The 7,218-nt window shown below is 58.3% G+C and carries 10 protein-coding genes and 2 pseudogenes; 4 read left to right on the forward strand and 8 right to left on the reverse strand.

Going from position 1 to position 7,218, the window contains the following annotated elements:
* Positions 1–279 (reverse strand): hypothetical protein (locus AC0L3O_RS35000; protein WP_473618100.1); only part of this gene is annotated, 279 nt, incomplete at its 3' end.
* A gap of 300 nt (positions 280–579) precedes the next feature.
* Here AC0L3O_RS35000 and AC0L3O_RS35005 point away from each other — a divergent pair.
* A complete protein-coding gene (locus AC0L3O_RS35005) occupies positions 580–795 on the forward strand; it encodes a hypothetical protein (RefSeq protein WP_473618101.1) in 216 nt (71 codons plus the stop codon).
* A gap of 75 nt (positions 796–870) precedes the next feature.
* A complete protein-coding gene (locus AC0L3O_RS35010) occupies positions 871–1,002 on the forward strand; it encodes a hypothetical protein (protein ID WP_473537207.1) in 132 nt (43 codons plus the stop codon).
* A gap of 59 nt (positions 1,003–1,061) precedes the next feature.
* Here AC0L3O_RS35010 and AC0L3O_RS35015 read toward each other — a convergent pair whose 3' ends face one another.
* The 4 genes from AC0L3O_RS35015 to AC0L3O_RS35030 all read right to left on the reverse strand — a co-directional run bounded on the left by AC0L3O_RS35015 (position 1,062) and on the right by AC0L3O_RS35030 (position 2,471).
* Positions 1,062–1,364: a DUF6894 family protein gene (locus AC0L3O_RS35015; RefSeq protein ID WP_287205146.1), complete on the reverse strand. Its 303-nt coding sequence runs from the start codon at positions 1,362–1,364 to the stop codon at positions 1,062–1,064.
* Positions 1,364–1,816, reverse strand: coding sequence for a Crp/Fnr family transcriptional regulator (locus tag AC0L3O_RS35020; RefSeq protein ID WP_473537206.1), 453 nt, complete (start codon positions 1,814–1,816; stop codon positions 1,364–1,366). Before AC0L3O_RS35020 ends, AC0L3O_RS35015 begins: the two co-directional genes overlap by 1 nt.
* Complete coding sequence (locus AC0L3O_RS35025; RefSeq protein WP_473537204.1) at positions 1,777–2,121, reverse strand: hypothetical protein; 345 nt, start codon at positions 2,119–2,121, stop codon at positions 1,777–1,779. The genes AC0L3O_RS35020 and AC0L3O_RS35025 overlap by 40 nt, the downstream gene beginning before the upstream one ends.
* A 164-nt stretch (positions 2,122–2,285) precedes the next feature.
* Positions 2,286–2,471: a hypothetical protein gene (locus AC0L3O_RS35030; protein ID WP_128248506.1), complete on the reverse strand. Its 186-nt coding sequence runs from the start codon at positions 2,469–2,471 to the stop codon at positions 2,286–2,288.
* Positions 2,472–2,963: 492 nt separating this feature from the next.
* Here AC0L3O_RS35030 and AC0L3O_RS35035 point away from each other — a divergent pair.
* Together AC0L3O_RS35035 and AC0L3O_RS35040 are read left to right on the forward strand one after the other, a co-directional pair.
* A pseudogene (locus tag AC0L3O_RS35035) lies at positions 2,964–3,456 on the forward strand (ferritin-like domain-containing protein).
* A 134-nt stretch (positions 3,457–3,590) separates the two neighbouring features.
* Positions 3,591–4,451 (forward strand): SGNH/GDSL hydrolase family protein, encoded by an 861-nt coding sequence (locus AC0L3O_RS35040; protein ID WP_473618103.1) that lies wholly within the window; start codon positions 3,591–3,593, stop codon positions 4,449–4,451.
* A gap of 663 nt (positions 4,452–5,114) precedes the next feature.
* On the opposite strand, the gene AC0L3O_RS35045 is transcribed toward AC0L3O_RS35040, so the two are convergent.
* The 3 genes and pseudogenes from AC0L3O_RS35045 to AC0L3O_RS35055 all read right to left on the reverse strand — a co-directional run.
* Positions 5,115–5,717 carry a hypothetical protein gene (locus AC0L3O_RS35045; protein WP_473532945.1) on the reverse strand — a complete coding sequence of 201 codons (603 nt, stop codon included), beginning with the start codon at positions 5,715–5,717 and terminating at the stop codon, positions 5,115–5,117.
* A gap of 21 nt (positions 5,718–5,738) precedes the next feature.
* Positions 5,739–6,494, reverse strand: a complete 756-nt coding sequence (locus AC0L3O_RS35050; RefSeq protein ID WP_473618104.1) for a DUF4142 domain-containing protein — start codon at positions 6,492–6,494, stop codon at positions 5,739–5,741.
* A gap of 283 nt (positions 6,495–6,777) precedes the next feature.
* Positions 6,778–7,038 (reverse strand): annotated as a pseudogene (locus AC0L3O_RS35055) (serine endoprotease DegQ); the annotation flags it as partial.
* Positions 7,039–7,218 lie beyond the last annotated feature (180 nt).

The raw sequence follows: 7,218 nt of genomic DNA on the forward strand, positions 1-7,218 counted from the left end.
TTCGGTCGCGGTCGGACTTTTCTTCCTCGCCCATGGTGAGCCTTTTGCACTTGGATTGAACCGGAACGCCGGCGGGAGGGTTTTGTTGCGATCAATGGCGCAAACTTTTCCAGGCATATTTCGCTTTCTCTGGAACACATGCTTGAGATGAATGTTCGGGAAGTGCAGCAATCTTGTTCCCTCCCAACGATGGGCTGCAGATCGGAGATGCACCGATCGGCCCGCGTCCTTTCCTCGTGGGGCGCGGGCTTTATTGTTCGCACTGAACACCAGGCGCATGCGTTTCGCCGGCAGGAGGGCAACTGCTCAGCGAAATGGCCGCTTTTGCAGATCCAGGCTTTTGGATCACGCCCTACGGTTGTTCTGGTTCCCCATGCCTCGCCGTCGCACTGCTTGTCTTTCAACGGGGATTGTTGTCGTTTCCCGGGCAGCATGGAACCGACGGGCAGAAGCCTTCAGGCGCTATTTTCAAGACGCTACGCGCCGATCGGCGTAATGTGTTCTCATCGGCGATAGACAACGGGCATCGCTGGCTGTGAGCGACCACCGCGCTTCCACCCCAAATGGGAGGAAAGACATATGGTCAGCCTTAAGACTGCAAAGAGTGGCATTGCCTTTCCTAGTGACCTGACTCTGTTGAAGCAGGTCTTTGATCGTGTTCGCGTTGAGGAAGGTATTCCCGTCGGTAGCGAGCAGGCGGAGCGCCTGAGCGTGATCGCAATGGAACTTTTGTCAGATGGCGAATTTGACGAGGCAGTTCTTTACGAACGCCTTCGACTATATGCCCGATTGTAGCGCGGAAAGAAAAGCACATGACTTCCCACCATCAGGAAGTCCTGACGAGCCTTGTCGCTCGGTATGAAACGCTTGATGTCGATCCAGGACAGGATCGTTGAGCACGACCGGCGGTTCGGCCTGGCTTCCGAAGTGGACGAAGGCCTAGAGCGCCTGTTCGTATCGCTCGGTAAGGCCCGCATCGCCCAGATCCGCGAGGTCGGCTAAAAGCCCGGTCTTCGTTCACTGCACAACTACCAGCGGCTGGTGCTCCGGCTCCGCATGGTTCAAGCGCGACGTCGAGGTTCATCTTTGTTGGATGTCGGCGAGACGGCATTTACCTCAAGCGGTTCGATCACCAGGGACAGGCTAAGCCTCAGAACCTTTCTGCCACTCTCGTCCCTTATATCCATGATGAGTTGCTGCCCATCGGGACCTTTCAGTTCGTCCTTTGCCAGCTCAGTCAATCCTTCGACGGCTGCATTGCGCGCTGCCTCAATCCCCTCGCATTCCAGACCCGTGTTGTCTTCCACGAGATGCTGGTGATCGCCGCTATCAAAGAAATATCTTGGCATATCGGCTTCCGTCATCAGAATGCCACGTCGGGGTCCTTCAGGTGGAGGTAAGTCGGATCGAATTCCCCTGCCTGAACCAAACCCGGCCAATCGAGAGCACGCAACTTTGTACCTGGCGTGGCGATCAGCCCGTCACCTCGTAGCGCCTGAAGCGTGCGGTTCACGTGAACCGCGGACAAACCCACCGCATCACCCAGTGCTGCCTGGGTGATCGGTAGATCCGCGACGTGGTCCTCAATGCGTCCTGCAAACCGCAACCGCACAATGAGTTCGCATAACATGTGTGCCGTGCGAGCGTAGGCGTCCCGTCTCCCGACGTTGGTGACCCATTCCCGGTAGATCGCAGCGTCAATCAGGGTCGATCGCCAGAACGCGGTTGCAACACGCGGGCGCTGTTCGCAAATCGAGCGAAGAGCGCTGTGGCGGATTAGCCCAATTTGCCTGGTGTCATGCTCGAGAAGCTGCAATCCATAACTGCCAGATGGATGCCGTGCAGATCCGGGAGATCGCCTGCGACAAAGAAGCTGGTGATCTGCCGCTTTCCCGCACCAGTGTGCTTGTATGAGCATGCCACGCCGTCCAAGACGACAAATGAGTTGGTTGGTCGATCGCCTTCTAAGGCGATTTCCCTGTTAGCCGGAACATCCTTCTCCTGAATCGTGAGGCCTCCTAAGGCTGCGGCGTCATCATCGCTGATGTCAGCGACGCGACGCAGCTTGCGGATGAGCACATCCGAGGAGAAAGCTGGACACAAGGACTTGGTTACCTCCATGGGCGTTACCTGCCGAACGTGCATTCGCCGCAGATGTTCCACGCTGCTGATGCGGATAAGAGGTCGACACGCCCGGTATGAAGCTGCGCATCAAGCATCTCCGAGGCGATCACAGCCACATACGCCACGCATCACTGCTGGGTTTCAGCGACGAATAGGCCGGTCTACTGGTCTACCGGAACCGGTTGGTGCTCCGCCCCCGCATGGTGAAGCACCTGGCCGAGATCGCGCATGTCGAAATCCTGCCCGCATATAGGGCAGTGTTCGAAATGCTCCGCCTCGGGCTTGATTGGCTGGTCGTGGTCCTTGCCTCGATATCCCGTGCCTTCGTTGTTGGTCCGATATCTCATTTCCGCTCCCGCAATACATTCACGGCTGCGAAGACGCTTCCAGCTGGCTAACATCTATGCAAGTCGGTACAATGTGAGATCGCCAGCCACGCACAATGGGCGCTGACGCTTGGGAGCGACCATCGGAATCCTGCCCCAAACGTAAGGCAATTGTCTGATGGCAGAAGAAGCAGGGCGGGTCCGCCCGACAGACGACTTTGTACGCTCACTTGCGCGGGAATCCGGTGCTACTGAGCAGCAGATACGCGACATTGCATCGCTCATCGGCGTCGATCGTGCCTCGATCCTGAGAGAAGCGCGTCTCTTGCGCCGCGATCTAAGGCCGAAGCTTTAAGGCTTTTCCTGCAGTCGACTATCACGCATCTAGAACGGCCGGCCGGCCCGGATCATTGCGCGCTCATCATCGTGTTTGGCACGATCCACTCGACGGAACTAACGGTCTGCGGCGATGTTGCGATGGCAGTAAAACTATGCTGACCAACGGAGACGGACATGACAGAGCCCAAGGAACGTCTGGTGCAGTGGCTGCGCGACGCTCACGCCATGGAAGAACAGGCCGAGACCATTTTGAGCGGCCAAATCGAGCGTCTGGAAACTATCCCGAGATTCGCATCTCGAAGAAACGAGACAACAGGCAAAACGTCTCGAACAATGCCTCGACCGGATTGGCGACGGATCTTCGACGCTGAAGGATGCCGGCGGTAAGCTAATCGCATTCGGACAGAACATCAGCGGCATTTTTGCAGGCGACGAGGTGATGAAAGGATCGCTGGCCAGCTACACGTTCGAGCATATGGAAATCGCCAGCTATAAGATGCTCATTGCCGCAGCCGGCGAGATCGGCGATTCCGAAACCCAAAGCGCGTGCAAAGAGAACCTGCGCGAAGAAGAGGCGATGGCTGATTGGCTGGAAAACAGACTCGGCACGGTCACCACCGAGTTCCTCAGACGCGACGAGCGGGATTCTGACACGGCGAAACGGTGACATAGGCGGACAATTGCCGTCTACAGAAAAAACTCGCCTTCGGCACGGTGCTCGAAACAGAACCAGTGGGATGGCTGCCGCGGCTTACGGAAAGCCCTTCCGGCATTCTTGCCGCAGCCGGGATGCTCCCAGCAATGGCGCTGAATGCGACATGGCAACCAATCGTTTGGGGGCGCCTGGCGTTTATTCGGACAGTGTTGCCGTCCACGGCCTCGCCGCTAACTACTTGGCGAGCGAGAGCCCCATGGAGACGCAAGTCTGGTGAAGTCCCCGATATCGCGGAGGAGCTTCCTGCTGGCCGCGCGGCGGGACCGGCATTCGCGCCCATACAATCCATTCTCGCCGAGGATGCGGGTATGACGAATAAAATTGTGCTTCTTGGCGATTCAGTTTTTGACAATCGCGCCTATGTGACCGGCGGAGCAGATGTACTGGCCCATTTGGTGCGTCAGCTTCCGATCGGGTGGTCGGCCGACCTGCTCGCGGTCGACGGCAGCGTCATGGCAGGGGTGCGCCAGCAGCTGGACAGTCTGCCGGCTGACGCCACTCATCTGGTGGTCAGCATGGGAGGTAACGACGCGCTCGGCGTTTCCTCTGTTCTGGACGCTCCGTCGCGGTCCGTCGCCGACGCCCTGCTAAGACTGGCCGAAATAAGAGAGCAGTTTTGCCTGGAGTATCGGTCGACGCTGGATGCCGTTCTGGCTGTCAAGCTGCCCACCGCCGTTTGTACGATCTACGACGTCCGGTATCCGAACCCTGAAGAGAGGCGCATTGCGGTAACGGCCCTGTCGGTCCTCAATGACTGCATTACACGAGCAGCCGCTGGGCGGGGCGTTCCAGTGATCGACCTTCGCATTATCTGCGACGAGGAGGCCGACTTTGCCAGCGCCATCGAGCCTTCGGAACAGGGCGGCGGCAAAATCGCTGCAGCGATCGTTTCATTTCTTACCAAGCACGAATTCCGAAGCGGGCGCGCCGAACTGATCGTTCGCTAGAGAGCTGGAATTGGCTGCGCTAATGCGCCGCGTTAGGCCGTTAAGGTCAGCTTTGCCATCGCCTGAAGCGGACATAGCCGGCGACACTCTGGAAGTTGCGGTTGCGCCAGAACATGCGTCCTGTAATCCACCCCCTAGCCAATCGCGATCTTCTCAACGTGCTTTCCTCACCTGTCCCAGGGCGGGTTTGTCGAGCATCTGGTCAAGCTCAACGACAAGGTCGAAGGCCTGACAAAAGGTGGCCATCCAGCGCAACAGCTTCGGCGAAGTGGTCGCTGAATACACAGGCAGCGTTGATCAAATGAGAGCGGGACGAGGTACTCCCGTTGGGTCACGGTGGCAGCGGGGTGTAAATCTGCTCGAACGAAAGGTCCGGATCGCGTTCGTTGTTGAACACCGGGAGGAGCCAGCTAGCTCAAGAGGAGCATGAATGAAAGAAACTCAGAAAGAGAGGAGCGGCGAAAAGAGCCTGTCCGGCGCGATCCTAACGCTCCGATCGACACGCCGGCAAGGAGCGCGGACGAGCCACCGACCCGGTTGTAAACACCCTGGATCCGCCGCCGATTGAACCCCGAAAGAGCCCAAACAATTGGCGAAGGCAAACAACCACAAGCCGTAACAGTTCCCGCGGAACTGCTACGGCCTCGGACCTCAGTTCCTCGACTAAGGTCGATCTACATTGCGGATGCGACTACGCTCAATGTCTTCTGCTGGGTATGGCTCCGCATAGGGATCAAAGCCGGTCCACCCGCCAGCCTCGTATTCACTGCGGCGTTCGGCGAGATCGATCGACCTGGACTGTTCAAGGATCCGTTCAGCATCTGGAACAAGCTGATCCTCGACCTTGGCCGTTACAAGAGCGCCGCCACGACGGACGCCTTCTGCATAAACATGGGCATCCGCTTCAGGTACGCCAGCATCTGTCATTGCGCCGATAATTCCGCCCGTTGCTCCCCCTACAGCGGCACCGGCAACTGCCCCCGCTGCGGTAGCCGCCAGCCATCCGGCGGCAACTACTGGCCCGACGCCCGGAATGGCCATGATGCCTAACCCTGTGAGCAATCCTCCTGCGCCCCCGATGACTGCGCCAATTCCCGCGCCAGCCGTCGCATCTTCTGCAGCTTCCGAGCGATCACCGTCGTACCAACCCGTTGCATTGTTGGCGACGATGCTGATGTCGGAGTTTGGAATGCCCATTGCTTCCAATTCACCCACCGCGTCGGCTGCTTCATCATAATCGTCAAATAAACCCGTTACCGTTTTCATGGTGAACTCCTGAGTGTCTGTTCAGTTGGTGCTGACAACGATGTTGCCTTGATAATCCAAACCTACCGCGGTGCTCTTTCCGTTCTTCATGGCCTGACCGCGCCAGATGCCTTGGTCGTCTTTTTTAAGGTCAGATACATCAGAATAGCCGGCATCTTGGATGCGGCTCCTGGCCTGATCTTCCGTGAAGCTGTTGGCACCGGGAACCAGCGCCCCGGTGTTCGGGGTATCGGTTGTATTCACCGCGGGTGTGGTCGAACTCGTACTGGAAGGCCCGGCAGCCATTTTAGATGCAATGTCTTCTACCATTTGCTGATGCGCCTTAAGCGTGGGCACCGTGTCTTTCGCGAACGACTTGAGGGCCGCATTGTCTCCGTCGCGTGAATAGCTTTCGAACAGTTTGACGGCGTCGGCATGTGCTGTGCGTTGCATCTCGACATAGGGCTCATTAACCGGCGCCTTGGCGGACTGAAGCTTCTCCAGATCTGTCTTGTGCTTAGCGTCCATTTGCGTGGGAACCTTGAGCTTCTGGTCGCCAGCGACGCTCTCCAGCTTGGCGTTAGCCGCACCATGATCGTCGATCATTTTCTGCGCGAATTGCTTGACCTGCTGGTCGTCAAGCTTGCTCAGAACACTCAGGCTCGATTCGACTTCGAACCTTCCACCGACAGCAGCTTTGTCGACGAAATCCTGTGCGCTGTCCGCGGCCAACGAGGGTAGGGCAAAGGCGATAGCAGTGGCGGTAACTAAGCCGCCAAGAAGGCGTCGAACTTTCATGGGCTTTATCCTTGTTTGGTGGTGCACGACTGTGGCTGGTGCACGACTATGCTACCGACCCAACAAGGCAGGACCCTCTTTGTTCCAGGGTGAGAATGCCCGAAGGCAAGTTGTTTCGAGTGCCGGGCGAGCAAAAACGAGCAAACCCCGCCTTGCGAGCGGCTGCAGCACGCCAGGACGTAGCATGTCGCCTTTCCTTCCGAGGTCAGCCCGCCAAAGTCATCAGGCGACTTCGCCCGACAGCTTGCCTATTCGGCGCGTTCCAGGTTCTATGCTGGCACGCGCTTGGGACGTAGACTCCGCACTTGGCGGCGGTGCCGAGCGCTTCGGCGAGATCGGACGCCAGGTCCTGAATGCCGACTCGGCGCACCTCGCCGTGCTCAATGGGTTGCTTCATCACGGCCGACGCCATTGCAATCGGCACCGCCAAGTCGATACCGACACTGCCACCGGCAGGCGCGATGATGGCAGTGTTGATCCCGAGAAGGCGGCCGTCGGCGGTGACCCGCGCATCACCGGAATTACCAGGGTCATCCGACAGGTCATATCGCTCCTCCAGCAAAGTCCTCTGGCATTGCCCGCCCGTCCATTCTCCGCCGTCAAGGCCGGCGACGAAGCGCAGAAGCCGCGCTGGCCGCCGCAACGATAAGAGCGCACGGAATGCCTGCATTCAACACTCTGCGCATTTTTCCCTCCATGGCTGAAGTGCCCCGAACCGCGCTGC

The sequence above is a fragment of the Mesorhizobium sp. WSM4810 genome, assembly GCF_055811235.1.

Bases quoted from the DNA above. Each gene is read 5' to 3' on its own strand.
- AC0L3O_RS35010 (WP_473537207.1), top strand. From the start codon at position 871: ATGTCGATCCAGGACAGGATCGTTGAGCACGACCGGCGGTTCGGCCTG.
- AC0L3O_RS35025 (WP_473537204.1), bottom strand. From the start codon at position 2,121: ATGGAGGTAACCAAGTCCTTGTGTCCAGCTTTCTCCTCGGATGTGCTC.
- AC0L3O_RS35040 (WP_473618103.1), top strand. From the start codon at position 3,591: ATGGCGCTGAATGCGACATGGCAACCAATCGTTTGGGGGCGCCTGGCG.
- AC0L3O_RS35030 (WP_128248506.1), bottom strand. From the start codon at position 2,471: ATGAGATATCGGACCAACAACGAAGGCACGGGATATCGAGGCAAGGAC.
- AC0L3O_RS35045 (WP_473532945.1), bottom strand. From the start codon at position 5,717: ATGAAAACGGTAACGGGTTTATTTGACGATTATGATGAAGCAGCCGAC.
- AC0L3O_RS35050 (WP_473618104.1), bottom strand. From the start codon at position 6,494: ATGAAAGTTCGACGCCTTCTTGGCGGCTTAGTTACCGCCACTGCTATC.
- AC0L3O_RS35015 (WP_287205146.1), bottom strand. From the start codon at position 1,364: ATGACGGAAGCCGATATGCCAAGATATTTCTTTGATAGCGGCGATCAC.
- AC0L3O_RS35005 (WP_473618101.1), top strand. From the start codon at position 580: ATGGTCAGCCTTAAGACTGCAAAGAGTGGCATTGCCTTTCCTAGTGAC.